Origin of the sequence: Fluctibacter halophilus (genome assembly GCF_020687825.1) — a bacterium.
Taxonomy (GTDB): Bacteria; Pseudomonadota; Gammaproteobacteria; order Enterobacterales; family Alteromonadaceae; genus Fluctibacter; species Fluctibacter halophilus.
On the sequence record NZ_JAJEWP010000004.1, the window covers coordinates 275,562 to 299,515 of the forward strand.

At 51.9% G+C, this 23,954-nt stretch carries 25 protein-coding genes; 6 read left to right on the forward strand and 19 right to left on the reverse strand.

Annotation, left to right across the window (positions count from 1 at the left end; translation table 11 throughout):
* Positions 1-27 precede the first annotated feature (27 nt).
* The 5 genes from LJ739_RS14430 to LJ739_RS14450 all read right to left on the reverse strand — a co-directional run bounded on the left by LJ739_RS14430 (position 28) and on the right by LJ739_RS14450 (position 6,198).
* Entirely contained in the window at positions 28-597 is a 570-nt protein-coding gene (locus LJ739_RS14430; RefSeq protein ID WP_229161620.1) for a glutathione S-transferase family protein, read from the reverse strand.
* A 50-nt stretch (positions 598-647) separates the two neighbouring features.
* On the reverse strand, positions 648-3,818 hold the full coding sequence (locus LJ739_RS14435) for an efflux RND transporter permease subunit (protein ID WP_229161621.1): 3,171 nt from the start codon (positions 3,816-3,818) through the stop codon (positions 648-650).
* Positions 3,818-4,909, reverse strand: coding sequence for an efflux RND transporter periplasmic adaptor subunit (locus LJ739_RS14440; protein ID WP_229161622.1), 1,092 nt, complete (start codon positions 4,907-4,909; stop codon positions 3,818-3,820). Before LJ739_RS14440 ends, LJ739_RS14435 begins: the two co-directional genes overlap by 1 nt.
* A 143-nt stretch (positions 4,910-5,052) precedes the next feature.
* Positions 5,053-5,397: an iron-sulfur cluster insertion protein ErpA gene (erpA, locus tag LJ739_RS14445; protein ID WP_229161623.1), complete on the reverse strand. Its 345-nt coding sequence runs from the start codon at positions 5,395-5,397 to the stop codon at positions 5,053-5,055.
* Between the two features lie 78 nt (positions 5,398-5,475).
* Positions 5,476-6,198 carry a DUF6776 family protein gene (locus LJ739_RS14450; RefSeq protein ID WP_229161624.1) on the reverse strand — a complete coding sequence of 241 codons (723 nt, stop codon included), beginning with the start codon at positions 6,196-6,198 and terminating at the stop codon, positions 5,476-5,478.
* A 129-nt stretch (positions 6,199-6,327) separates the two neighbouring features.
* Here LJ739_RS14450 and LJ739_RS14455 point away from each other — a divergent pair, with 129 nt between their 5' ends.
* The 5 genes from LJ739_RS14455 to folE all read left to right on the forward strand — a co-directional run bounded on the left by LJ739_RS14455 (position 6,328) and on the right by folE (position 11,399).
* Complete coding sequence (locus LJ739_RS14455; protein WP_229161625.1) at positions 6,328-8,004, forward strand: chloride channel protein; 1,677 nt, start codon at positions 6,328-6,330, stop codon at positions 8,002-8,004.
* A gap of 17 nt (positions 8,005-8,021) precedes the next feature.
* Complete coding sequence (gene hemJ, locus LJ739_RS14460; protein ID WP_229161626.1) at positions 8,022-8,444, forward strand: protoporphyrinogen oxidase HemJ; 423 nt, start codon at positions 8,022-8,024, stop codon at positions 8,442-8,444.
* A gap of 63 nt (positions 8,445-8,507) precedes the next feature.
* The gene (locus LJ739_RS14465; protein ID WP_229161627.1) at positions 8,508-8,690 is read left to right on the forward strand and encodes a hypothetical protein; all 183 of its coding nucleotides are present in this window, start codon (positions 8,508-8,510) and stop codon (positions 8,688-8,690) included.
* Positions 8,691-8,733: 43 nt separating this feature from the next.
* Entirely contained in the window at positions 8,734-10,725 is a 1,992-nt protein-coding gene (locus LJ739_RS14470; RefSeq protein WP_229161684.1) for a S9 family peptidase, read from the forward strand.
* A 119-nt stretch (positions 10,726-10,844) separates the two neighbouring features.
* Positions 10,845-11,399: a GTP cyclohydrolase I FolE gene (gene folE / locus LJ739_RS14475; protein ID WP_229161628.1), complete on the forward strand. Its 555-nt coding sequence runs from the start codon at positions 10,845-10,847 to the stop codon at positions 11,397-11,399.
* A 116-nt stretch (positions 11,400-11,515) separates the two neighbouring features.
* On the opposite strand, the gene rpsQ is transcribed toward folE, so the two are convergent.
* The 11 genes from rpsQ to rpsJ are packed head-to-tail and all read right to left on the reverse strand — an operon-like array spanning position 11,516 to position 16,457.
* Positions 11,516-11,776 (reverse strand): 30S ribosomal protein S17, encoded by a 261-nt coding sequence (rpsQ, locus tag LJ739_RS14480; protein WP_229161629.1) that lies wholly within the window; start codon positions 11,774-11,776, stop codon positions 11,516-11,518.
* Positions 11,776-11,967: a 50S ribosomal protein L29 gene (gene rpmC, locus LJ739_RS14485; protein ID WP_229161630.1), complete on the reverse strand. Its 192-nt coding sequence runs from the start codon at positions 11,965-11,967 to the stop codon at positions 11,776-11,778. The genes rpsQ and rpmC overlap by 1 nt, the downstream gene beginning before the upstream one ends.
* Positions 11,967-12,377 (reverse strand): 50S ribosomal protein L16, encoded by a 411-nt coding sequence (gene rplP, locus LJ739_RS14490; RefSeq protein WP_229161631.1) that lies wholly within the window; start codon positions 12,375-12,377, stop codon positions 11,967-11,969. The genes rpmC and rplP overlap by 1 nt, the downstream gene beginning before the upstream one ends.
* 5 nt (positions 12,378-12,382) lie before the next feature.
* Positions 12,383-13,084 (reverse strand): 30S ribosomal protein S3, encoded by a 702-nt coding sequence (gene rpsC, locus LJ739_RS14495; RefSeq protein WP_229161632.1) that lies wholly within the window; start codon positions 13,082-13,084, stop codon positions 12,383-12,385.
* Positions 13,085-13,094: 10 nt separating this feature from the next.
* Entirely contained in the window at positions 13,095-13,424 is a 330-nt protein-coding gene (gene rplV, locus LJ739_RS14500; protein WP_229161633.1) for a 50S ribosomal protein L22, read from the reverse strand.
* Positions 13,425-13,435: 11 nt separating this feature from the next.
* Positions 13,436-13,711 carry a 30S ribosomal protein S19 gene (rpsS, locus tag LJ739_RS14505; protein WP_229161634.1) on the reverse strand — a complete coding sequence of 92 codons (276 nt, stop codon included), beginning with the start codon at positions 13,709-13,711 and terminating at the stop codon, positions 13,436-13,438.
* Between the two features lie 15 nt (positions 13,712-13,726).
* Positions 13,727-14,551 carry a 50S ribosomal protein L2 gene (rplB, locus tag LJ739_RS14510; RefSeq protein ID WP_229161635.1) on the reverse strand — a complete coding sequence of 275 codons (825 nt, stop codon included), beginning with the start codon at positions 14,549-14,551 and terminating at the stop codon, positions 13,727-13,729.
* A 14-nt stretch (positions 14,552-14,565) separates the two neighbouring features.
* Positions 14,566-14,868, reverse strand: coding sequence for a 50S ribosomal protein L23 (gene rplW / locus LJ739_RS14515; RefSeq protein ID WP_229161637.1), 303 nt, complete (start codon positions 14,866-14,868; stop codon positions 14,566-14,568).
* Positions 14,865-15,470 carry a 50S ribosomal protein L4 gene (rplD, locus tag LJ739_RS14520; RefSeq protein WP_229161639.1) on the reverse strand — a complete coding sequence of 202 codons (606 nt, stop codon included), beginning with the start codon at positions 15,468-15,470 and terminating at the stop codon, positions 14,865-14,867. Before rplD ends, rplW begins: the two co-directional genes overlap by 4 nt.
* An 18-nt stretch (positions 15,471-15,488) precedes the next feature.
* The gene (rplC, locus tag LJ739_RS14525) at positions 15,489-16,127 is read right to left on the reverse strand and encodes a 50S ribosomal protein L3 (RefSeq protein WP_229161641.1); all 639 of its coding nucleotides are present in this window, start codon (positions 16,125-16,127) and stop codon (positions 15,489-15,491) included.
* An 18-nt stretch (positions 16,128-16,145) separates the two neighbouring features.
* On the reverse strand, positions 16,146-16,457 hold the full coding sequence (gene rpsJ, locus LJ739_RS14530) for a 30S ribosomal protein S10 (protein ID WP_010179497.1): 312 nt from the start codon (positions 16,455-16,457) through the stop codon (positions 16,146-16,148).
* Between the two features lie 419 nt (positions 16,458-16,876).
* Between rpsJ and LJ739_RS14535 the strand changes: the two genes are divergently transcribed.
* Complete coding sequence (locus LJ739_RS14535) at positions 16,877-19,102, forward strand: GspE/PulE family protein (protein ID WP_407646789.1); 2,226 nt, start codon at positions 16,877-16,879, stop codon at positions 19,100-19,102.
* A gap of 68 nt (positions 19,103-19,170) precedes the next feature.
* On the opposite strand, the gene LJ739_RS14540 is transcribed toward LJ739_RS14535, so the two are convergent.
* The 3 genes from LJ739_RS14540 to glnL all read right to left on the reverse strand — a co-directional run bounded on the left by LJ739_RS14540 (position 19,171) and on the right by glnL (position 23,880).
* Complete coding sequence (locus LJ739_RS14540; RefSeq protein ID WP_229161643.1) at positions 19,171-21,264, reverse strand: M13 family metallopeptidase; 2,094 nt, start codon at positions 21,262-21,264, stop codon at positions 19,171-19,173.
* 139 nt (positions 21,265-21,403) lie between these two features.
* Positions 21,404-22,807, reverse strand: a complete 1,404-nt coding sequence (gene glnG / locus LJ739_RS14545; protein ID WP_229161645.1) for a nitrogen regulation protein NR(I) — start codon at positions 22,805-22,807, stop codon at positions 21,404-21,406.
* Complete coding sequence (gene glnL / locus LJ739_RS14550) at positions 22,804-23,880, reverse strand: nitrogen regulation protein NR(II) (RefSeq protein WP_229161687.1); 1,077 nt, start codon at positions 23,878-23,880, stop codon at positions 22,804-22,806. The genes glnG and glnL overlap by 4 nt, the downstream gene beginning before the upstream one ends.
* Between the last annotated feature and the right edge of the window lie 74 nt (positions 23,881-23,954).

Genomic DNA, 23,954 nt, shown 5'->3' on the forward strand with positions numbered 1-23,954 from the left:
GCGAGCTTCACGACGAACTGCTCAATTTTAGCGACGAGGGTCGGTTTTTTGCGCCCAGTCATTGTTTTGGTGTCTTTGCAGGAACCCATTCAATGCCGGATATCCGGACAGGTCCCACAACGCCCGAAACGCAATCCAGTCCAGCAGACAAAACAGGGAAATCGCCAGATAGTCCCACTTACTGAACTGCCCTTCCTGAACACATTGTTCAAGGTGAACAAGAATGCCCTCAACCCGTTCGCGCTGAATATTGAAGTACAGTACGTCGTCGTTGATATCGAAGCCGGAGCGGGTCAGTATCAGCAGTTGCACCAGTGAATCATTGGCGGCATCGATGACACTCAGGGTATTTTCCTGATCCCATGTCAGTCGCGAATGCTGGAATGACTCACTCAGAAAACGGTGTATCTGACGGGAGTCGAAGATCACCTGACCATCTGCCTCAAGCATGGGGATCTTCAACGTCGGGTTTTTATCTGCCAATTGTTTGCGATCACCAGCGAAGATTTGCCAGTCAACAAATTCATGCGCGGTATCCGCCAGAAACATGCGAATACGACGTACATAAGGTGATGTGGTAGAACCGTATAAAATCATCTGCAGCAAGCTCCTATAAATCCGTATCACAGGTCTATGTTGAGTGAAAATCAGGGGTGCTGAATACGCACCACCTTGTCTTCGATGTAGGAATGTTCAGGGTCTGATTCGCCGGTTGCATTGTCATGCTCCGATGCAGTATCACGCCGCTCACCTTTGAGTGCCAATAAACAAGGGGTTAATACCAACGTCAGTAACGTGGCAAAGGCGAGGCCCCCTGCAACCGCCGTCGCCAGTTGCGACCACCACTGTGTGGAGGGGCCGCCGATATCCACTTGGCGACCGACAAAATCAATGTTCACTTCAGCCACCATCGGTAAAAGGCCCAATATGGTGGTTACCGTGGTCATCATGACCGGACGCAGGCGTTGCGCACCAGTGCGCAGGATAGCCTCGGTCATGCCCATGCCTTCGCGACGCAACACGTTGAAGGTATCAATCAGCACAATGTTGTTATTTACCACAATGCCCGCCAGCGCAATCACACCAATCCCTGACATCACGATACCAAAAGGCTTCTGGGCAATCACCAGTGCGAGAAAAACCCCGACAGTGGAAAACAATACGGCGCTGAGGATCAGAAACGCCTGATAGAAACTGTTGAACTGTGTCACCAGAATGATCGCCATCACAAAAAGGGCCACTGCGAACGCCTGCTCAAGAAACAGTTCTGACTCCTGCTGCTGTTCATTCTGGCCCTTAATGGTCAGGTTGACCCGCGGGTCAATGCCGACTTCTGGCAGCGCCTGTTGCAGTGATTCAAGCACGTTTTTTAACTGCGCCCCAGGCACCAGGTTGGCTTCAACCTGCAATACACGGCGACTGTCAATGTGACGGATCAGGTCGGTTTTGGACTGCGGGATGCGCTCGACAAAGTTACTCAGGGGCACCATACCGTATGGCGTATTGACCCGCAAAACGTCCAACTGCCCAATGTAACGCTGTTCCAGCGGATAACGCACCCGGATATCGATTTCATCGTCCACATCGTCGGGGCGATATTCGCCGATTTTGAGGCCGTTGGTGACCAGTTGTACCGCGTTGCCCACCAAGGTGGCATCAGCACCAAAACGCGCAGCATCATCACGTTCTACTTTGAGCTGCCATTCGATCCCTGGCTTGGGCGCCGTATCACCGATGGCGGTCAACTGCCCATTTGCTTGCATGGCGGCACGCAGCTTATAGGCGGCGTCGCTGAGCAATTCAGGAAACCGGGATGACAGCTGAACCTGGACGTCTTTGCCCTGCTGCGGACCGTTCTGATCCGGCGCGATTTCAATGTCCATACCCGGTAGATCACCGATGCGAGCCTGCACCTCTTCGATGATGTCATCGGAATGGGGACGTAAATGCCAATCCACCAGGTTCATGCGCAAATAGCCCACCTGATCACGGCCGCCGGTGCGGGAATACAGGGTTTCAATTGACGGCATATCAATGATCCGCTGCTCCACATCCCGGATCAACACATCCTTCTCATAGATCGACATATCTCCCGTGGAGCGCACCGTAATGTTGACCCCTGAACTGTCCACATGAGGGAAAAACTGCACCCCCAGACCCGACATGCCATAAGCGGTAAAACTCAGCACCGCGATCACCAGCGCTGTCGCCAAGATTTTCCAGGGGTGTTTGATCGCCACCTCCAGCATGCGCACGTAGCGTCCGGTAAACCCCTGCAATTTGGTGATATCGCCATGTTCGGCTTCAAGCATCTGCTCGCGGGTGTTGGGATCCACATAACGGGGTTTTCCCATTACAACCCCCAACGTTGGCACGAACACCAGCGCCATCACCAACGACGCAGACAACACGGCGATCAGGGTGAACGGCAAATACTTCATGAATTCACCCATCATCCCGGGCCAGAACATCAACGGTGCGAAGGCCGCAAGCGTGGTGGCGGTTGAAGCAATTATCGGCCAGGCCATACGCTGAGCGGCTTTGGCATAGGCCTGACGCTTGTCCATGCCCTCGCTCATGCATCGGTCTGCAAACTCGGTCACCACAATGGCCCCATCCACCAGCATTCCCACTGCCATGATCAGTGAGAACAACACCACCATGTTCAGGGTATAGCCAAATAGCGAGAGGATCAGAATGCCGGTCAGAAAGGATCCGGGAATGGAAATGCCCACCAATGCTGCCGTGCGAACGCCAAGGATGGCAACGATGACGATGGCCACCAGGATCACAGCACTGGAGACATTGTTCTGCAAATCCGACAGCATCATGTTGACGTCAATGGTCTGATCGCCGGTGTAGGTGACCTTAACCGTCTTCGGCCACATCGGGCTCTGCTGGACTTCCGAAACCAGCGCTTTGACTTTTTCAACCGTCAGCAGGATATTTTCTCCGGGGCGTTTTTTCACTTCCAGCGACACCGACGGTGTGGCATCCAGACGGGCAAAACTGCTCGGATCTTTATAGGAACGACGTACCTGGGCAACATCGGCGAACGTGATCACCCGATCGCCGTCGACCTTGACCGGTTGCTCCATTACGTCTTTCACCGACTCAAACACAGACGGCACTTTGACCGCAAAACTACCTTTGCCGTTATCCAGCGTGCCGGCAGGAACAAGACGATTGTTGCGCGACAGCAGGTTAAAAATATCACTCTGATCGAGCCCATAGGACTCCATCAGCAAGGGGTCGACAATCACTTCGACCAGGTCCTCGCGGTCGCCACCGATTTCAACCTCCAGAATTTCCCGCAACCCTTCCAGGTTGTTTTTTAACTCCCGGGCCAGACTCAACAAGGCGCGCAGCGATGCTTCACCGGACAGGACAACGGTGACCACCGCCTGTTCACCGGCCATGGTCACTTCATGGATAGTCGGCTCTTCACTCTCAGACGGCAACTTGGCGCGAGCAACGGTGACCTTGTCGCGTACATCGGCAAGGGCTTCCTTGGCATCAAAGCCGGCAATAAATTCCATCGTAATACTGGCAAACCCTTCACCCGCAGTGGCTTTCATTTCCTTGATGCCATCAATACTGCGCAGTTCACGTTCCATCGGTTTGACCAGCATGCGCTCGGCGTCCTCAGGGGAAATGCCGTCATGCACAATCGACACATAAATAAACGGGATCGGTACATCAGGATTGGATTCTTTGGGAATCGTCGCGTAGGTGACGGCACCTGCCACCAACAGCAGAATGAAAATCATCAGCACCGTGCGGGTGCGCAATAAGGCCGCTGAAATAAAGCTTCTCATCAGTTCGCTCCGAGGGGCTCTTGTCGCTCAACCCGCACCGGATCCCCGTGTTTAACGAAGCCCTGACCGAGGGTAATGATATCCGCTTGCTCCCCCAACCCTGCCAACCACACGGCGTCGGCATCACTTTTCACCATATCAATCGGTACAAACTGCACGGTGTTGTTAACCACCGTTTTGACCCCCAAATTGCCTTGCTCATCGAGGGCCATCACCGCTGGGGTGACCCGAATTGCGGGAGTGGCCTGCAAAGGAATGGTCAATTCGGTACTCATTCCGGCGAGGCGTTTTGATCCCGGATTATCAACCCAGACTTCTATCGGAAAGGTATTGGTCCCCTGATTGGACACGCTGGAAATGTATTGTACTGTGCCTTCAAACGGCAGCGCACCGGTAACTCGCCCAACGGCAGGCATGCCTTCTGTCAGCGCAGCAATGTGACGCTCGGTGACATCTGCCCGCACCACTAACGGATCCAAATCAACAATGTCAGCAATGCTATCCCCTACCCGCAACAAATCGCCTTTTTCAACCCAACGGCGATTCAATACACCATCGTAAGGGGCCAGGATTTCAGTGTGCGCCAAACTGATTTTCAGGGCCGCGAGATTGGCCTGCGCCTGGGCAAGACTGGCTCTGGCCTGGGCCAGATTGACTTCTGACTGATAACCTTTCTGGCCAAGAGACTGGGCGCCTTGCAATTCGATTTCGCGCTGTTTTAGCTGCGACGTTGCCGCAGCAATCTGCTGTTGCAATGCCTTGGGATCGAGTGACACAAGACGCTGACCTGCACTGACACGCTGCCCCTCAACGACATGCAAAGCCACCACAGTGCCTTCAATTTCTGCCCGTAATGTGGTTTCACGATTGGGTTCTGTGCGTCCATACAACACCACTTCCCGAGCAACAGACTCCGCTTGCAAGCGGGTTACACGCACACTGGCGATCGACTGCTCGGCGGCTTTACGCGGAGGGGCTTCAGGTGCAGTATTGACCAGACTGCCAGAGGCTACCCACACACACAATGCCACGAAAATCAGCAAGGCAATCCAAACCGGTTGGCGGTGCATAGTCACCAGTAATTTACGCATGACGTCTTCCTTTTACGTTTACCCGTCCACTTTACTCTTTTTCGGGCAATATTTAACCATCCAACATGTAACTAAACATATTTTTTAGCGGGTAAAAAAAACGCCGGCATTGGCCGACGTTCTAATAAGCGAGCGCAATGGGATCAGATGCTAAAAGATGCCCCACAGCCGCAGGTCGTTTGTGCATTGGGGTTATTAACCAGAAAGCGGGAGCCTTCCAGGCCTTCGGTGTAATCCACAACGCCACCGACCAAATATTGCAAGCTCATTGGATCAACCACCAGCGTGACGGCATCTTTCTCAATGGTTGTATCGCCGTCATTGACCTTTTCATCAAAGGTAAAACCGTACTGGAAGCCTGAGCAGCCACCACCGGTCACGTAAACGCGCAACTTCAGATTCGGATTCTCTTCTTCTTCGATGAGCATTTTTACTTTGCGGGCGGCCGCATCAGAAAACTCAATCGGTAAGGGAGCGTCAACCGACATAACATACCTCTTAAATTGGTGTTCGGCACCGATGTACCGATGGGCGCTAATTATCTAATACCTGACTTTAATGGTCAACTATTCAACGTCGCCGTTTTCACGGCCGGGAGACTTTGCTTGCCAGGGGAAAACCCGTTCAAGATCGCCCCGTTTACGCCTGAACTGAAACACTTCGGCCTCAACCCGCACCGACTCAGGCTCAAATCCTGGCGGCAACTGAAACTCACCGTTGATCACCTGGAAATACTTGAAGCCAAACTCAAGGGGCTGCTCCGTTGCGTTCAACTGCTGCAGTTCATAGTGTTGGGGCCTGCCTGACTGGCTCCCCACAAAGGTTATTGTGACCGTGCCTTTGACGGTATTTTTGATTTTGGCCTGCTGCATCAGTACCAGGTCAAAACGGTAATATCCTTCACTCAGGGTTTGCTCGATTTCCATCGCATCAATAACGAACCCATCCTGTTTTAACTCTGGCGCCATCACTTTCTGGTAAAAGTTCAGTTGCTCACGCAACCCGGCTTCTCTGGCCAAACCGGCCTCAATGTCGCGCTGCGCTTGCTGAGCGGCAAGGCGATTCACTTCCAACTCAACATTCAGAATATTCAATTGACGGGTCAAACGCTGATTGTCCTGTTTGAGGTTTTCCACACTCTGCGCCTGCACTTTCACCTGACGCTGTGTTTCTTCACTGACAAACTTGCCATAGTGATAACCCGCCACAACCGCAACCACGAGTAGTGTCACCATAGCCAGGTAAAAGCGGAACGCACCCAAGTGTTGTTTGTAGATCGTAAATGCCATCTAAATGTGCTACTCCGCAATCACAGGTGGTTTCCGCTTGGGAGACTATTTCACCAAAAGAATATCAGAAATACCAAACACTTATGGTAAGCTAATCACACGTTGATGTGATCACGCCAAGCCATAACAATGAGCCTTCGCGCATTCAGACAGGAACTTGCCAATCCGCGCACCTCAGCACAATTGTGTTTACTGGGGATCATCGGTGGCGTTTGCGCAGCCAGTCTGATCATCGTGTTTCGGATTGGTGTGGAGTACCTGCAAAGTCTGTACGTCCAAGGCGGCGCAGATCTTAGCACGACTTCTCCGTTATTTCGTCTGTTACTTCCCTTCATCGGCGCCTTGCTGATCATAGCGTTTGCCTTTGTGACCGGTTTCAAGCATTACCGGATGGGTATTCCGTTTGTCATCCACCGGGTCAAAGTACGTTACGGACACATCCCCTTTCGTACCACCTTGAATCAGTTTTTTGGGGGTATGGTTGCCCTTGCCAGCGGCTTTGTTGTCGGTCGGGAAGGCCCTTCGGTGCATTTGGGGGCTGCCGGCAGTAGCTTTTTGGGGCAATGGCTAAAGCTTCCTTACAACAGTATCCGTATTCTGGCCGGTTGCGGTATCGCAGCGGGTATCTCAGCGTCATTCAATACCCCGTTTGCCGCCGTTATCTTTGTCATGGAAGTGGTGCTGAGGGAATACAAAATCCACATTTTTATCCCCGTAATGCTGGCTGCTGCATGTGGTTCGGTACTCACCCGCATCGCCTTTGGTGAAGTCCACGAGCTGTCCTTTTTGCAGTTCAAAGACTTCAATCACTGGTACTACGCCTTGTTGATCCCCTTCGGCATGATGCTCGGCGGCGTCGCCAGTTTATTCAACACCCAACTGATGAACATCATCCGCTGGTTTAGACCGGTTAAAATGGTGTGGCGTCTGTTGATCGCCGCGCTGGTAACCGGCCTGATCGGCATGTTTCTGCCCGAAGCGATGGGCTCAGGATTTGAAGAAGTACACGCCGTTATTCAGGCAGATGGAATGCAAATGTTGTTGATCATTCTTGCTGCCAAAATCGTGCTGACCTGGATTGCCATTGGGCTGGGGATCCCTGGCGGCGTGATTGGCCCGGTGTTTGTGTTGGGCATGTTGTGCGGTGCGGTAATGATTGCGCCGCTGCAATGGTTTTTGCCCGACGTGGAAGCTTACACCAATAGTTTTGCCCTGCTGGGCATTGCAGGCCTGCTTACTGCAGTGCTGCACGCCCCGCTGGCAGCGTTGTCCGCGGTAATGGAGTTGTCCTACAACCCAGCGGTGATTCTGCCAGCAATGCTGGTGATTGTGCCGGCGTATGTTACCTCTACCCAATTGCTGGGTAACCGTTCAATCTTCATTCGTCAGTTGGATTATCAAAAACTGTCGTATTCAACCTCAGCGGTGAATGAATCATTGCAGAAAACCGGTGTGTTGGCGGTCATGGACAGCAACTTCAAGATGTTTGATGATGCACCGGAACGCTTTATTCTGGAATTTCTGGAGCAAGCCCCAACCCAGGCAGTGGTGCAGCGCTCTCGCTTTGAAATCGATGTCACCTACGCCTTGGTTCAATATGACATGAGCCTGGGACATGATGCTTCACCGCTGCATTTCAGCGCGATGGAAGGCGTGCCATTTCAGGCGACGTTGGCGGAAGTCTACGACATTCTGCAAGCCAGCCGTGACGGTGGCGTATATATCTATGAGGGCACGCCGGCCAACATTGTCGGCGTGGTCACATGGAACAGCTTGCGTGCCTACCTGCATCGCGCCCAATACTGACCAGAAGGATACCCGACATGTTGTGGCTGAAGACTCTGCACCTGTTTTTTATGATTGCCTGGATGGCCGGCATTTTCTATCTGCCCCGTTTGTTTGTATACCACGCAGAAAGCAGCAATGAGGCAGTTCGCGCGCAATTCTGCATCATGGAGCGTCGCTTGTGGTTTTTCGTGACGCCATTTGCACTGCTGACATTGGTGTTTGGCCTGGCGCTGATCCATAGCTACGGTAGCGCCTGGCTCAAAGCGTCTGGTTGGTTACACCTGAAACTGCTGCTGGTAGCCCTGTTGTATGTGTATCACGGCTATCTGTATGTGTTGATGAAGCGATTCGCAGCCGGTACCGACCGCCACTCAGCACGCTTCTACCGGTTCTTAAATGAATCGCCGGTGTTGTTACTACTGGCCATTGTTTACCTCGCTATCGTAAAGCCCTTTTAACAGGTTGAAAAAAAGTCAATAATTGACCACTATTGAATCAAAAGGCTTAGCAAGGACGCTGAAATGGATACCAACAACCAACAACTGGAGCGCTTACTGGCGGAAACCGATGTAGCCTTTGCCAGATTGTTGCGTGACCCCAACTCGGATGAGCTTCAACATGCTTATGACATGGCCAAAGCGGAATTGGACAATTACCTCGATCTCATGCGCAGTCAATTGCAACAACGCTACTCTCGATTCTGAGCACGCACTCAAGCCCATGGATTACAACAAGGGGGGCTGATTGGTGCGACTTGCTGTTGTTGCCCTACCCTGTCTGTTAACCCTTTTCCTGTCATCGTTGGGATTGGCAACACCACTGTCAAATTACGACTTAACCCAACTGCGTCAGGTACATGCCATGCAACAGTCGCCCCGCAATGAAGCGGTGGCATTCACCATCAATCGTCCCGGCGATCCGTTGCAAGCGCAGAACTTTGCGCCGTTGCGAGAGCTCTTATGGGTTGACCACCACGGCGAGTTTCACCATCTTCTTGAGCGTGCGATGCCGATCGGACAGATTGCCTGGTCGCCTGATGGTGACTACATCTGGTTTTTAGCCCAGCAGGAGGGAGACAGTACGGTCAGCTTGTACCGCTTGTCACCGCAACACCCCAGCGCGGTAAAAATGGTCAGTCATACAACCGACATAGAAGGCTTCAACCTGCATCCGGATGGCACAACGCTGGTGTTCTGGGCCACACCACCAACGCAGCAAAACGCCATAGCACGAATAGCAGATGCACCCGCGGTCAACACACTGTTATACCGGGTCAGCATCCAGGACGCGCTGCCGGTGCAATCCTCTCACCCTTTGATCGCAAATCAACATATCATTCGCGCCCAATTCTCACCCGATGGACAGTGGTTGTTGATCACGGGGAGTAAAGACAGTTCAACCGATCAACGTACCACTTATCCCCGGTTAGCCATCCACAAAGCCAATGGAAAGCTGCACCGGACGCTCAACACACGGGGCAAAGTACACACAGCCCAATGGTCACCCGACAGCAAACAAGTCGCTTTTATCGGCAGCGCAACAGCCTTCCAGCCGACCTGGGGAGAGCTGTTTATTACAGACCGTGACAAGGGGGAACCCCGTCAGTTAGCGACCCAGTTGCAGGCGCAGTTCAGGGACATTGGCTGGTTCGGTGATAGTTCGCTGGTTGGCGTCGTCCATCAGGGTACTGCAGCATCTGTTGTGAAACTTGAACTGGATGCCCCTCCAGACGCAATGCCGCACCGACTGGTTGACGCACAGGGTATTGTCAGTCGATTGAGTACCTCCCCGGGCGCCAACACCCTGGCCCTAAAAATACACTCCCCCAAACACCCTTCAGAGTTGTTTCGCTGGCAGCGCGGTAAACTCCAGCGCCTGACCGTGCTCAATCCCTGGTTGGATGAACGTCGCCTGGCGCCGCAGCAGGTCGTTGACTTTGACGCCCGCGATGGCACATCACTGCACGGCGTGGTCGTCGCACTTCCCACAAAAGATAAAACGCCTCGTCCGGCGCTGATTTATGTGCATGGCGGGCCCGAAGTTCATGAGAGCAATGGTTGGGTCACACGCTATAGCCAACCGGTGCAGGTTGCCGCCAATCTGGGGTTTGTGGTCATGCTCCCCAACTACCGGGGTTCGAGTGGCCGTGGCTACCGCTTTCTGACCTCCGGCCAGGGGGACTACATGGGTAAGGAATTTGACGACATCCTGGATGCGCGCCAGTGGCTGATCGAACAATACAATGTTGACCCCACTCGGGTTGGTATTGCTGGTAGCTCTTATGGTGGCTATATGGCGTCCTGGGCGGTTACCAAGCACAGCACGGACTTTGCTGCCGGCGTATCAGCAATGGGAATCGCCAATCAGGTGAGTAAATTTGGTACTACTGACATCCCTTCAGAAATGCACCACATGCATTTATTAAGCGAACCCTGGAAACAATGGACATGGTTGTTTTCGCGCAGCCCTCTATCCCACGTCAACACGGCAAATTCGCCGCTGTTGCTTTTGCATGGAGAGCAAGACGAGCGAGTGCCGGTAAGCCAGTCACAAGAACTGTACAGAGCCTTGCTGAATGGGTCAGACAGCCCTGTCAGGTTGGTGACCTACCCCGGCGAAGGTCATGGCTTTGCCTCAGACCCGGCACGGTATGACTTTAGTCGACGGCAGCTACGGTGGTTCTATCATTTCCTGATTGAGCAGCACCAACAATTACCGCCAATTGAGCTGCCAGACTGAACCGAACTGTCAGCTAGCGCGTAAGCATTTGGGCATCAACATCTTCAGTGGTATGATGCGCGGCACTTAACGTGTTGATCACAATCGACACCCCGAATTCAGCGAGCATATTTCACACAATGTCAGACAAGTTATCGAACCATTACGAACAGATTTTGGGTCTTCTGGGTGAAGACGTCACACGGGAAGGCTTGGTTGATACGCCAAAGCGCGCAGCCAAAGCCATGCAGTTTCTTACCGACGGCTATGAAAAACAGCTTGAAGATGTTGTGAATGATGCGGTGTTTGAAGCGGATACTGATGAAATGGTGATCGTTCAGGACATCGAATTCTATTCGTTGTGTGAGCACCATGTTTTGCCGTTCATAGGGCGTTGTCACATTGCCTATCTGCCCAATGGCAAAGTGCTGGGCCTGTCCAAATTTGCCCGCATTGTCGACATGTACGCCCGTCGCCTGCAAATCCAGGAAGGCTTAACAAAGCAGATTGCTGACGCCGTTCAACAGGTCACCGGCGCTAAAGGTGTCGGTGTGGTGATGGAAGGCAAACACATGTGTATGATGATGCGCGGTGTACAAAAGCAAAACTCATCCATGGTCACATCCGTGATGCTGGGCACCTTCAGAGAGTCCCAGGCAACCCGTACAGAATTTCTGCGCCTTATCGGCAAGTAACTAGCACCTCAAACCTCAAAAAGGCGCCCGGTGCGCCTTTTTTTGTCCCTTGAATATTGTTAACGGGCATTAAAAAAGGCGCTCCGAGGAGCGCCTTTTTATCAGCAAATCAAGAATTAAATCTTGGTCGCTTTTTCCACAACGTTAACCAGCATCCAAGTCTTAGACTTAGACAGAGGACGACACTCACGTACTGTGACGATATCGCCTTCGTTGCACTGATTAGTCTCGTCGTGAGCGTGCAGTTTGGTAGAACGCTTGATGAACTTCCCGTAGATAGGGTGTTTTACAAAACGCTCAACAACAACAGTGATGGTTTTGTCCATCTTGTTGCTAACCACACGACCTTGTACTGTACGAATATTTTGCTCAGTCATTACGCATCAGCCTTTTGAGTCAGAATGGTTTTTACACGCGCGATGTTACGACGCACTTTACGCAGTTGGTCAGTTTTTTCCAACTGGCCAGTGCTGTGCTGCATACGCAGGTTGAATTGTTCACGAAGCAGGTTTAACAGCTCAGCATTCAACTCTTCTACGCTTTTTTCTTTCAGTTCTGTCGCTTTCATTACATCACCGTCCGAGTTACAAAGGTTGTTTTGAACGGCAGTTTAGCAGCTGCCAATTCAAACGCTTCGCGAGCCAGACTTTCTGGAACACCTTCCATTTCGTACAGGACGCGACCTGGCTGAATCTGGCAAACCCAGTATTCAACGTTACCTTTACCTTTACCTTGACGCACTTCAAGAGGCTTCTCAGTAATAGGCTTGTCAGGGAAAACGCGAATCCAGATTTTACCTTGACGTTTAACGTGACGAGTCATGGCACGACGAGCGGCTTCAATCTGACGAGCAGTCATACGACCGCGGCCTACCGCTTTAAGACCGTAAGAGCCGAAGCTAACATCGCTTCCTTTTGCCAGACCGCGGTTGCGGCCTTTGTGCATCTTACGGAATTTCATACGTTTAGGTTGTAACATAATACTTAGCCCTCACGTTTTGCTGAACGGCCTTTCTTCTTAGGTGCTGCAGCAGGTTGCTCAGTCGCACTAGGCAGACCGCCCAATACTTCACCTTTGAAGATCCAGACTTTAACGCCGATGATGCCGTAAGTGGTAGACGCTTCAGAAGTTGCGTAATCGATGTCGGCACGGAATGTGTGCAGTGGCACACGGCCTTCACGATACCATTCTGTACGGGCAATCTCTGCTCCGCCCAAACGGCCGCTAACTTCAACTTTGATACCCTTGGCACCCAGACGCATGGCGTTTTGTACCGCACGCTTCATAGCGCGACGGAACATGACACGACGCTCCAGCTGGCTGGAGATACTGTCGGCAACCAATTGCGCGTCCAGCTCAGGTTTACGCACCTCAGCGATGTTGATTTGAGCAGGCACACCGGCCAGCTTAGAAACGTGCTTACGCAGCTTCTCAACATCTTCACCTTTCTTACCGATGACCACGCCAGGACGAGCAGTGTGAATGGTTACACGGATGCTCTTCGCAGGACGCTCGATCACGATTTTAGACAGTGATGCGTTTTTCAGTTCTTTGGTCAGATACTTACGTACCTGATGGTCATTAAACAGGTTATCTGCATACTCTGCAGTATTAGCGTACCAGGTAGAAGTCCATGGTTTGCTGATACCCAGGCGTATACCTGTAGGATGTACCTTCTGTCCCATTACTTTACTCCTAGTCCGCTACTACAACAGTGATGTGACTGCTGCGCTTGAAAATACGGTCAGCACGGCCTTTCGCACGAGGCTTAATACGCTTCATGGTAGGACCTTCGTCAACGAAAACTTTCGCGACAGTCAGCTCATCGATGTCAGCGCCTTCGTTGTGTTCAGCATTGGCAATGGCAGATTCCAGTACTTTCTTAACCAGAGCTGCACTTTTCTTCGGGCTGTAAGCCAGAATTTCCAACGCTTTTTCAACGTGTAAACCGCGAATTTGATCTGCAACCAGACGCGCCTTCTGAGCCGAGGTGCGAGCAAAACGATGCTTAGCAATAGCTTCCATTTCTCTTCCCCTTATCTCTTAGACTTCTTATCCGCGATATGACCACGGTAAGTACGCGTAGGCGCAAATTCGCCCAATTTATGGCCGACCATTTCGTCACTGACGAAAACAGGAACGTGCTGGCGACCGTTATGGACAGCAATGGTCAACCCAATCATATCTGGGATGATCATGGAACGACGAGACCAAGTTTTGATTGGCTTCTTGTCGTTATTTTCCACTGCTGCCTCTACCTTCTTCAGCAAGTGCAGGTCAATAAATGGACCTTTCTTGAGAGAACGTGGCATGGTGAATCCTCGCTTTTACTTGTTACGACGACGTACGATAAGCTTATCAGTACGCTTGTTTGATCGGGTCTTCTTACCCTTGGTCGGTACACCCCAAGGTGTAACCGGATGACGGCCACCAGAGGTACGGCCTTCACCACCACCGTGTGGGTGATCTACCGGGTTCATGGCAACACCACGAACAGTAGGACGAACACCACGCCAACGGCTGGCACCAGCTTTACCCAGTGAACGCAACATGTGTTCAGCATTACCCACTTCACCAATGGTGGCGCGGCAGTCAGCCAACACTTTACGAACTTCACCAGAACGCAGACGCAGCGTTACATACGCACCGTCGCGAGCCAGAATCTGAGCATAGGCACCGGCAGAACGCGCGATCTGAGCACCTTTACCAGGCTTCATTTCAATCGCGTGAACAGTAGTACCTACTGGAATGTTACGCATAGGCAGAGCATTACCCGCCTTGATAGGTGCATCGGAACCAGATTGAACCTTGTCACCTGCTTTAGCACCTTTAGGCGCCAAAATGTAACGACGCTCACCGTCTGCATACAGCACCAACGCAATGTTGGATGAACGGTTAGGATCGTATTCCAAACGCTCAATTTGGGCAGGAATGCCGTCTTTGTTGCGTTTGAAATCAATTACGCGGTAGTGATGCTTGTGGCCACCACCAATGTGACGCACGGTGATGCGACCATTGTTGTTACGACCACCAGACTTGCTGTTCTTTTCCAGCAAAGGCGCATAAGGTGCACCTTTGTGCAGATCAGGATTAACAACCTGAACTACGTGACGACGACCAGCAGAAGTCGGCTTAGCTTTCAATAATGGCATGTCTAATCCCCTTCTTACGCTTCGCCACCGACAAAGTCGATGTCCTGACCTTCTTTAAGCACTACATAGGCTTTTTTCCAGTCACTACGCTTGCCGAAAGTCATACCGTGACGCTTGGTTTTACCCTTCACGTTAACAGTACGTACAGTGTTGACTTCCACTTCGAAAAGTTTCTCAACGGCAGCTTTGATTTCCGCTTTGTTAGCATCTTTCAAAACTTTGAATACAACAGTGTTGTTGCCTTCAGCAGCCATGGTTGTCTTTTCAGAGATGTGTGGCGCTAACAGCACCTTAAGTAGACGCTCTTCAGAGATCATGCTAACGCCTCCTCCAGTTGTTTCACTGCATCAGCAGTCATCAACACTTTTTCAAAAGCAATCAAGCTTACAGGGTCGATACCTTGAACATCGCGAACGTCAACCTTGTACAGGTTGCGAGCAGACAAGAACAGGTTCTCATCAACTTCAGGGGTCACGATCAGCACATCGTTCAGCTCCAGCTCATTCAGCTTGGCAACCAATGCTTTGGTTTTAGGTGTATCAACACCGAATTTCTCAACTACGACCAAACGGTCTTGACGTACCAACTCAGACAGAATGCTCTTCAGAGCACCGCGGTACATCTTCTTGTTAACCTTTTGGCTGTGATCCTGAGGCTTAGCAGCAAACGCACGGCCACCGCCAACCCAGATCGGGCTACGGATAGTACCAGCACGTGCACGGCCAGTACCTTTTTGACGCCATGGCTTCTTACCACCGCCGCGGACTTCAGCACGCGTTTTCTGCGCCTTGGAGCCCTGACGAGCACCTGCACCGAATGCAACGACTACCTGGTGAACCAGGGCTTCGTTGAAATCACGTCCAAAGGTCGCTTCGGATACTTCAAGAGCGCTTTTCGCGTCTTTCAATACTAATTCCATCACTTAACTCCCCAGACGTTATGCTTTCACTGCAGGCTTGACGATAACATCGCCGCCTGTTGCACCAGGTACTGCACCTTTGACCAGAATCAGGTTGTTCTCTGCGTCAACACGTACCACTTCCAAAGATTGAGTAGTCACGGCTTTGTTGCCCATTTGGCCAGCCATTTTCTTACCTTTGAAAACTTTACCTGGAGATTGGTTTTGACCAATTGAACCAGGAGCACGGTGAGACAAAGAGTTACCGTGGGTCATGCGCTGAGAACTGAAGTTCCAGCGTTTGATAGCACCTTGGAAACCTTTACCTTTAGAAGTACCTGCCACGTCAACTTTTGCAGTGTCAGCGAAGATTTCAACAGTGATTTCACTGCCGACTTCAATGCCTTCACCTTCGTTGCCTTCCAGGCGGAACTCCCACATACCGCGGCCAGCTTCCACACCCGCTTTAGCAAAGTGACCTGCTTCAGCTTTGTTGATGCGGTTCGCTTTTTTAGTACCAGCGGTAACTTGTAGCGCGCGATACCCGTCGGTTTCTTCAGTACGCAACTGAGTCACACGGTTTGGGGTCGCTTCGATAACAGTCACAGGGATAGACGCACCGTCTTCAGTGAAGATGCGAGTCATACCTACTTTACGACCGATTAGACCAATCGCCATTGTTAAAACCCTCTCTTGTTAGCCCAGGCTGATTTGAACATCAACGCCGGCAGCCAAGTCCAATCTCATCAGCGCGTCGACAGTTTTGTCAGTCGGCTCGATGATGTCTACCAAACGCTTGTGAGTACGGATTTCATACTGGTCACGTGCATCTTTATTGACGTGAGGAGAAATCAATACTGTGTAGCGTTCTTTGCGAGTAGGCAGAGGAATAGGACCGCTTACCTGAGCACCAGTACGTTTCGCAGTTTCAACGATTTCAGCCGTAGACTGATCGATCAACTTGTGATCAAACGCTTTCAAACGAATACGAATTCTTTGATTTGGCATCGATTAAGCTCCAATCGAAAGAACAAAAAAAACCATCCACACCAACCCCTTTTTTGGGTGGGAGGATGAATGTAAACCGATAGCCCCCAATTGGGGCCCTGTTCATAAAAATTCTCAGTCGTCTACAGCTTGCGCAATGCGAGTCGCAACACTGAAAATTTGCATGCCATAGAGGCAAGTGGCCGCGAATTATACAGAGATTGGCGAGCAATGCAACGTCAAAAGCGGATTAAATCAATGTTTTTCTGCGTGTTCACGGCAACCACAACGCACGATGTGTTGTCACCGCAGCGCAGGTCTCCAGAGGTAAGCGAAAGTAATCCTGAAACCCGTACCGAGCAAACAAATTAAACGGTACACAGCCAACGGGTGCTGAGTTATAGTTAGGGAAGAACAAGTATATGATCCCTATAGAAAACATGACTGACGATCCGGCCATCGAACAAAAACTGCAGCCCATCAACAATGTATTGGGCGCTCATCCGACCCTGATGGATGCCTACCAGCAGCTCGAAGCCATGATCCTTGAATTGTTTGGTGCAGAACGGATGAGTATCTTTCAGCGCCGCCGGCAACATCAGGATTTGGTTGCGCGCTTTAAAACGGGCAAGGAAACCCGAGAGATCAAAGTACCCATCAGCCCCCAGTCCATCGCAGGTTACGTGGCCCTGTCGCAGCGACCGCTGTTGATCAGTGACCCCTACGATGCCCAAGAGCTGGCAGACATCCATCCACGGCTCAAGTTTGCCGACAAATTCGACAAAAGCAGCTCGTTCAAAACCAATAACATCATCTGCGTGCCGATCCTCAACGCTGGCGTGTTGTTGGGTGTTCTGCAAATCATCAACAAGAAGGTTGGCACATTTGGCGATGCCGACCTGGAATTGGCCAACGCCACCGCAGAACGGTTAGGCAACAAGTTTCGTTACGAACTCGGTGGCACCGGTCATGCGTTTGAATACCTGGTGCATCGGAAGCTGATCAACGAGAAAGATCTGGATCAGATGACCGAGAGCAGTAAAGACAGCCGCCAGCTTATCCAACGTCTGATATCCGAGAGTCGCATTCCGGAAGACGAAATTGGCACCGCTTTATCCGTTCACTACCAGGTTCCGTTCGTCAAATATAACCCTGACAAGTACCACCTGTATCAAAGTGAAAGTAAACTTAACCTCTCGTATCTAAAGCGTAACTTCGTCGCTGTTGTTGCGGACGCCAGTGACAACCCCATCGTGCTGATGGCGGAGCCAAACAACGCAGCACTGTTGATGGAAATCGAAAGTGCCATGGGGATCGACAGTTATGAAATCTCTGTCGGCCTGCCCAATCAGATCCTGCAATACCTCGGCGCCGGCAGCGGTGGAGGCGGTGTGCCCGGGGAAATGGATGAAATCCTCGACGAGATCGGCACCAGTGCCGAAGAGCTGGAAGAAAGCAACGATGAGATGTCCGACGATGCGCCTGCCGTCGTGCGTCTGGTCAGCCGTATATTGCACGATGCCAAACGCCTGAATGCGTCGGATATACACGTTGATGCCGAGAAGAACGGTCCTACCCGTGTCCGTATGCGTATTGACGGTGTATGCCGGGATATCACCCAGGTACCTGCCTCACACCACAGTGCGGTCATCGCCCGTATCAAGATCATGTCGAACCTTAACATCGCGGAGAAACGCGTACCTCAGGATGGCAAACTGGCGTTTCGCATGTCAGGGCAGTTGGTCGAAGTTCGGGTTGCAACGATCCCCACTGTGGCCGGTGAAGGTGTGGTCATGCGTATCCTGGCGTCCGGTGGCGCCATGCCGATAGAGAAAATGAATGTGCGTCAGTCCAATATGGACATGCTGACCAACATGATCAAAAAGCCGCACGGCATCTTGTTGGTAGTAGGACCGACCGGTTCCGGTAAAACCACCACGTTGCATGCTGTACTCGGTTACCTGAACACGCCAGACAAAAAGATCTGGACCGCAGAAGATCCGGTGGAGATCACCCAGCCCGGATTACAACAGGTTCAGGTCAGTCCTAAAATTGGCTTTACCTTTGCCGCTGCACTTCGGGCCTTCTTGCGGGCTGACCCTGACATCATTCTGATCGGTGAGATGCGTGACAAAGAAACCGCCCATGCCGGTATTGAAGCGTCATTGACCGGTCACTTGGTATTGTCGACGTTACACACCAACTCGGCACCAGAAACCATTACCCGTCTGCTAGACCTTGGTCTGGATCCAGTCAACTTTTCTGATGCCTGTGTGGGGATCCTGGCCCAGCGTCTGATCCGAACCTTGTGCCCAAACTGCAAAGAAGAGTATGACGCCAGTGAAACGGACATTGCCTTTATCAAACGTCAGTACGGTGAAGAATACCTGGACGAGCTGGACATGACATCACCACTCAAATTGCATCGGGCAAAAGGTTGTGAAGACTGTGGAGACACAGGCTATAAAGGCCGGACCGGTGTGCATGAATTGTTGCAGATGACCCCGGAACTGCGCTCGCTGATCTATAAGGAAGCGTCTGTCAGTGCCATGAAAGAACAAGCCATGAAAGATGGCATGCGCACATTGACCCAGGACGGTATCTACAAAGTCCTCAAAGGGGACACTGACATTGCGCAGGTACAGATCATCAGCGGCTCTGAATAACGCCACTCAACGGTCTATTTTGACCATAAAAAAGCCCCGAAAGGGGCTTTTTTGTAGGTCGCGAGGGATTACCAGATCCGCACCCGCTCTTCCGGCGCAAGGTACAGGGCATCACCGGGCTGTACATTGAATGCCTCATACCAGGCATCATGATTGCGAGGTGCCAAGGCACGGTAGCGGCCAGGAGCGTGAGTACCACCTTTAAGCTGGTTGAGCATGCTTTGCTCGGTACGCTTCTCTTTCCATACCTGTGCCCAGGCCAGGAAAAAACGCTGATCGCCGGTCAAGCCGTCAATCACCGGCGCTTCTTTTCCGTTCAGGCTGAGCTTATAAGCATGATAAGCCATCGCCAGACCGCCAACATCACCGATGTTTTCACCCAGGCTATTCCGTCCGTTAACGAACTGGCCTTCAATCGGCTCATAGGCGCTGTATTGAGCGGCCAGTTTGTCCGCTTTGGCTTCAAAGGCTGCACGGTCGGCGTCGGTCCACCAGTTGCGCTGAATACCATTGGCATCAGACTTGGAGCCCTGATCGTCAAAACCATGGCCCATTTCATGTCCGATCACGGCTCCAATACCACCGTAGTTGACCGCTGGATCAGCATTCGGATCGAAAAACGGCGGCTGCAGAATGGCGGCAGGAAAAACAATTTCGTTGAACGAACTGTTGTAGTAAGCGTTTACACGTTGTGGCGTCATGCCCCAACGTTCGCGGTCAGTTGGCTCCAATTCTCGGGCCACGTCTTTGGCCTGGAAGAAACGACGGATATTGTGCACATTGGCCATCAGATCATCGGCGCTGATGGTCAACCCATCAAAGGACTCCCATTCATCCGGGTAACCAATTTTAGGACGGAAAGAAGCCAGTTTTTCCTGGGCATTTTTCTTGGTGTCTTCACTCATCCAGTCCAGGTTTTCAATTCGCTCGCCCAACGCGGTGCGCAGGTTTTCCACCAGCTCACTCATCTGTTGTTTCGACGACTCTGGGAAGTAACGTTCTACATATACCTTACCGATGGCAAAACCCAGCGACTCGGTACCGGACATTTGGGCAACAGCACGCTTCCAGCGCGCTTTCGGCTCTTGCTGACCTGACAGCACTTTACCGAAAAACTCAAAATCAGCCAGATAGATGCTTTCCGCCAATAAATCTGCATTGCCGGCAATGGCATGGAATTGCAGGTATGCTTTCCAGTCATCCAGCGGCTGCTCATTGATCAGCGCAATGACGTCATTGACCGGTTCTGGCTGAGTCACATTCAGCGCAGGCACTTTAAAACCGCTGGAGGCAAAGAAGGCATCCCAGTCAAAACCAGGATAGGCTTCGTTCAGCTGGTCCCGTTCGATTTGGTTGAGGGTCAGATCACGATTACGGCGCTTCTCCCGCGGCCATTGAACTTCGGCAATGCGGGTTTCCAACGCCAGGATGCGCTGTGCTTTCTCTTCGGCACCTTCAACACCGGCCATATCCAGCATCTTTGCAATGTGTGCCTGATAGGCATTACGCAGATCGACAAAGCGGGTTTCGTCGCTAAGGTAGTAATCCCGATCGGGCAGACCAAGGCCACCGACACCGACACTCAACTGATATTCATTCGGATCCAGACGGTTGTACCACATGCCTCCCCAAATGGGTGATTGAGTGCCTGTCAGCCAGGCGTTACCAAATGCTTTGGTCAGCCCTTTAGTCGTCTCAATTGCAGCAAAGCCATCCAGCATATCCTGGATCGGCGCAAAGCCTTTTTCTTCAAGTGCATCGGTGTCCATGTAGGCGTTATAGAAATCAGCAATCAGCTTGGCTTCACCGCTCAAGTTTTCAGCCTTGGACAAATCATCAATGATGGCTTTAACCCGTTCTTCGCTGCGCTCCGCCAGGCCGGTGAAAGCACCGTAACGGGTTTTGTCTGCAGGCATAACGTAATTGTCATACCAGGTGCCGCTGGCATACATAAAGAAATCATCGCCAGGCTTTACCGCTTCGTTTCGCGCGGTAAGGTCAACACCAAAGGAACCCAGTTCAGGGCGGCCCTTTTGCGCGTCTGGGGCGGCTTGCTCGGTAGCAGGCTTAGCGGTATCAGTTTGAGCAGTTTCGGTCGGCTGGCTGCAACCAGCCAACAATAGGCCCGACGCAACCGCGCAGGCTAGCAGTGAATGTTTCATGGAAAGTCCTTCAATCTATCTAATGGCCCGCTACAGGGGCCATTGACGTTGTTTATTATCCAGACTATTAGGCATCAGACCGACCGGTAAGGCAAGCAGACCAGCTTTTTTTTGCTGCCAGTGGTCGCATTTTCGTCCGTTACAGGTCGAGTTCTTTGAGTTTCCGGGTCAGGGTATTGCGCCCCCACCCGAGCCGCTTAGCCGCATCCTGCTTGTGCCCGTGGGTATGATGCAATGCCCGTTCGAGCAGGGTCTTTTCAAACGCGTGCATCGCCTCATCAAGAATATTGTTTTTACCCGCCAGCAATTGCTGATCGGCCCAATGGGCCAACAAGGTCAGCCAATCTCCGGACTCGGGGCTGTCACTGTGCATTGGCACATCGCTCAGCTCCGGCGGCAGATCAGAGACCAGAATTTCCTGTCCACTGGCCATCACCGTCAGCCAGCGGCACACGTTTTCCAATTGCCGCACATTGCCCGGCCAGGGAAGTGTCATCAGCGCCTTGCGGGTTTCCTTACTCAACGACTTTGCCTCGACATCCAGTTCTTTGGCGGCTTTTTGCAAAAAGTGATTGGCCAACAGTGGAATGTCTTCCCGTCGCTCACTCAAAGTAGGTATGTGAATACGGATGACGTTCAGACGGTGAAACAAATCTTCCCTGAACTTACCCTCTGCAACCCGTTTCTCCAGGTTCTGGTGAGTAGCAGCAATGATGCGCACATCCACAGTGACCGGACTGTGGCCACCCACTCGGTAAAACTGGCCGTCTGCCAACACGCGCAATAATCGCGTTTGCACATCCAGCGGCATATCCCCGATTTCATCCAGGAACAATGTCCCGCCATTGGCCTGTTCAAACCGCCCCTGCCGAGCAGCCTGAGCCCCGGTAAAGGCGCCCTTCTCGTGACCGAATAACTCGCTTTCAACCAGATCGGCAGGAATAGCCGCCATGTTCAGGGCAATAAAGGTATTACTTGATCGAGGACTATGGCGGTGCAACGCTTGCGCCACCAGTTCTTTACCGGTGCCACTTTGGCCGTTGATCAAAACACTGATACTTGAACGGGATAAGCGACCGATGGCGCGAAACACCTCCTGCATCGCCGGGGCTTCACCGATGATCTCAGTATCCGGCGCACGCTCGGGTTCCTGGCGTTGCTGGTTCTGCTCCCGTGCATGGGTCAGGGCACGCTGCACCAGGTTGATGGCTTCGTCGATATCAAAGGGTTTTGGTAAGTATTCAAATGCGCCACTTTTATATGCGTTGACCGCGCTATCGAGGTCAGAATGGGCGGTCATGATAATGACGGGAATGTCCGGGAAATAACGGTGCACTTCATCCAGCAAGGTCATGCCGTCCATCTGTGGCATGCGAATGTCAGAGACAATCACTTCTGGCGGTTGTCCGGCGTGCAGTTGACGCAACAAATCCTCAGGATTCTCATAGCAGCAACAGGGAATGCGCTCAGCTTGTAAGGCCTTTTGCAGCACCCAACGAATTGAGCTGTCGTCATCTACGATCCAAACGGGTTCAGCATTCATTCGGTACTGTCCTTCTTATCAATGGGCAAATACAAGGTGAATTCGGTGTGCCCGGGCCAACTTTCCAATTCAATTTTACCGCGATGCTGATCCACCAGCGTCTGGGCAATCGACAACCCCAATCCGGTACCGTCTTTTTTGCCCGTGACCATGGGGTAAAACAAGGTGTCCCTTATTTCGGCAGGAATGCCAGGGCCATTGTCGGAAATCTTTATCTGTGCCACCAAGGGATGGCGAACGCCGTGAATGGTCATTTGCCGTTCGATGCGGGTCACCAGGTGTATTTCACCATCGGGTTGCTCACACAATACCTGCACGGCATTGCGAACAATGTTCAGTACCGCTTGTTGCAACATATCCTGATCCAACCACAAGTCCGGAATACTGGGGTCATAATCCCGGATCACCTGAACGCTGTGGCTGGAATCAAGATTGACCAAAGTGCGTATTTTTTCCAACACACGGTGAACGTTGTGCCATTGGAAATTGGGCGGTACGTTGGGACCCAGCAAACGATCCACCAGGTTGCGCAGTCGATCACTCTGTTCGATGATCATTTGCGTAAATTCAGTGGTGTCCGGACTATCCAGTTGTTTTTCCAACAGCTGAGCAGCCCCCCGGATCCCCCCTAAAGGGTTCTTAATCTCATGCGCAAGCCCCCTGACCAATTCCCGCGCCGCCTGCTGCTGAGCCCACTGCTGTGACTCCTGACTGATTCGCCGCTGCTGATCAATTTTGCGAACTTCCAACAACAATGCCGGCGCAGCATTGAATTCGATGCTGGTCACTGTCAGGTCTGCCAGCACGAAGCGGCCATCATTAAACGCTAACTGCACTTCACTGTCGGAGAAATCATCACCGTTTTGCAACGCCTCATCCAGGCGCTGCATATCCAGGCTCGCATGAGCAAAGAATTGCCTGAACGGGAATCCCAGCAACTGATTCACGCTGGTCTCCAACAATGTCTGCGCGGCATGATTGACGTAAGTTATTTTTAACTCACCATCAAGCACCACAACAGCCGTCGACAGGCTGTCTAACAGGTCGATGTCTTTCACGCTGGTTTTCTGCATCTCGGCATTATACACATGCACCATAATAGTGCATTGAAACAAAACTTACCTTACCAGTGTCAAGCACCAGCAAG

Coding starts and splice junctions, on each gene's coding strand:
- rplD (WP_229161639.1), bottom strand. CDS start 15,470: ATGGAATTAGTATTGAAAGACGCGAAAAGCGCTCTTGAAGTATCCGAA.
- rplC (WP_229161641.1), bottom strand. CDS start 16,127: ATGGCGATTGGTCTAATCGGTCGTAAAGTAGGTATGACTCGCATCTTC.
- rpsJ (WP_010179497.1), bottom strand. CDS start 16,457: ATGCCAAATCAAAGAATTCGTATTCGTTTGAAAGCGTTTGATCACAAG.
- rpsQ (WP_229161629.1), bottom strand. CDS start 11,776: ATGACTGAGCAAAATATTCGTACAGTACAAGGTCGTGTGGTTAGCAAC.
- rplW (WP_229161637.1), bottom strand. CDS start 14,868: ATGATCTCTGAAGAGCGTCTACTTAAGGTGCTGTTAGCGCCACACATC.
- rpsS (WP_229161634.1), bottom strand. CDS start 13,711: ATGCCACGTTCTCTCAAGAAAGGTCCATTTATTGACCTGCACTTGCTG.
- hemJ (WP_229161626.1), top strand. CDS start 8,022: ATGTTGTGGCTGAAGACTCTGCACCTGTTTTTTATGATTGCCTGGATG.
- LJ739_RS14455 (WP_229161625.1), top strand. CDS start 6,328: ATGAGCCTTCGCGCATTCAGACAGGAACTTGCCAATCCGCGCACCTCA.
- LJ739_RS14440 (WP_229161622.1), bottom strand. CDS start 4,909: ATGCGTAAATTACTGGTGACTATGCACCGCCAACCGGTTTGGATTGCC.
- glnL (WP_229161687.1), bottom strand. CDS start 23,880: ATGCAGAAAACCAGCGTGAAAGACATCGACCTGTTAGACAGCCTGTCG.
- LJ739_RS14540 (WP_229161643.1), bottom strand. CDS start 21,264: ATGAAACATTCACTGCTAGCCTGCGCGGTTGCGTCGGGCCTATTGTTG.
- rplP (WP_229161631.1), bottom strand. CDS start 12,377: ATGTTACAACCTAAACGTATGAAATTCCGTAAGATGCACAAAGGCCGC.
- LJ739_RS14465 (WP_229161627.1), top strand. CDS start 8,508: ATGGATACCAACAACCAACAACTGGAGCGCTTACTGGCGGAAACCGAT.
- rplV (WP_229161633.1), bottom strand. CDS start 13,424: ATGGAAGCTATTGCTAAGCATCGTTTTGCTCGCACCTCGGCTCAGAAG.
- erpA (WP_229161623.1), bottom strand. CDS start 5,397: ATGTCGGTTGACGCTCCCTTACCGATTGAGTTTTCTGATGCGGCCGCC.
- rpsC (WP_229161632.1), bottom strand. CDS start 13,084: ATGGGACAGAAGGTACATCCTACAGGTATACGCCTGGGTATCAGCAAA.
- LJ739_RS14430 (WP_229161620.1), bottom strand. CDS start 597: ATGATTTTATACGGTTCTACCACATCACCTTATGTACGTCGTATTCGC.
- LJ739_RS14435 (WP_229161621.1), bottom strand. CDS start 3,818: ATGAGAAGCTTTATTTCAGCGGCCTTATTGCGCACCCGCACGGTGCTG.
- rpmC (WP_229161630.1), bottom strand. CDS start 11,967: ATGAAAGCGACAGAACTGAAAGAAAAAAGCGTAGAAGAGTTGAATGCT.
- folE (WP_229161628.1), top strand. CDS start 10,845: ATGTCAGACAAGTTATCGAACCATTACGAACAGATTTTGGGTCTTCTG.
- rplB (WP_229161635.1), bottom strand. CDS start 14,551: ATGCCATTATTGAAAGCTAAGCCGACTTCTGCTGGTCGTCGTCACGTA.
- LJ739_RS14450 (WP_229161624.1), bottom strand. CDS start 6,198: ATGGCATTTACGATCTACAAACAACACTTGGGTGCGTTCCGCTTTTAC.
- glnG (WP_229161645.1), bottom strand. CDS start 22,807: ATGAATGCTGAACCCGTTTGGATCGTAGATGACGACAGCTCAATTCGT.
- LJ739_RS14535 (WP_407646789.1), top strand. CDS start 16,877: ATGACTGACGATCCGGCCATCGAACAAAAACTGCAGCCCATCAACAAT.